Source organism: Stenotrophomonas sp. SrG (assembly GCF_050031795.1).
GTDB lineage: Bacteria > Pseudomonadota > Gammaproteobacteria > Xanthomonadales > Xanthomonadaceae > Stenotrophomonas > Stenotrophomonas rhizophila_A.
Window position 1 is genome coordinate 1 of record NZ_JBNBBE010000061.1, and the last position, 333, is coordinate 333.

The window sequence follows — 333 nt, forward strand, 5'->3', positions numbered from 1 at the left end:
GTGGTGACCCATGACCGCGACGGCGCCGCCGAAGCGGCCGATTACCTGCTGTCGCTGGGCCTCCGCGACATCGCGCTGGTCACCGGCCCCAGCGCCTACCGCTCGGCGCACGAGCGCACCGCCGGCTTCATCGCTGCCCTCGCCCAGCGCGGGATCGAGCTGCCGCCCGGGCGCATCGTGGAAGCCGGCTATACCTTCGCATCCGGTGTGGCCGCCGCCGAAAAGCTGCTGCTGGGCAAGCAGCGCCCGACCGCGATCTTTACCGGTCACGATGAAATGGCCGCCGGTAGCTACAAGGTGGCGCTGCGCGCGGGCATCAACATGCCGCGCCAG

1 protein-coding gene is annotated in these 333 nt (G+C 70.9%); it reads left to right on the top strand.

Going from position 1 to position 333, the window contains the following annotated elements:
- Positions 1-333, top strand: a 333-nt coding sequence (locus ACQG3P_RS18970; RefSeq protein WP_426805900.1) for a substrate-binding domain-containing protein, incomplete at both ends; no start/stop codon positions are given.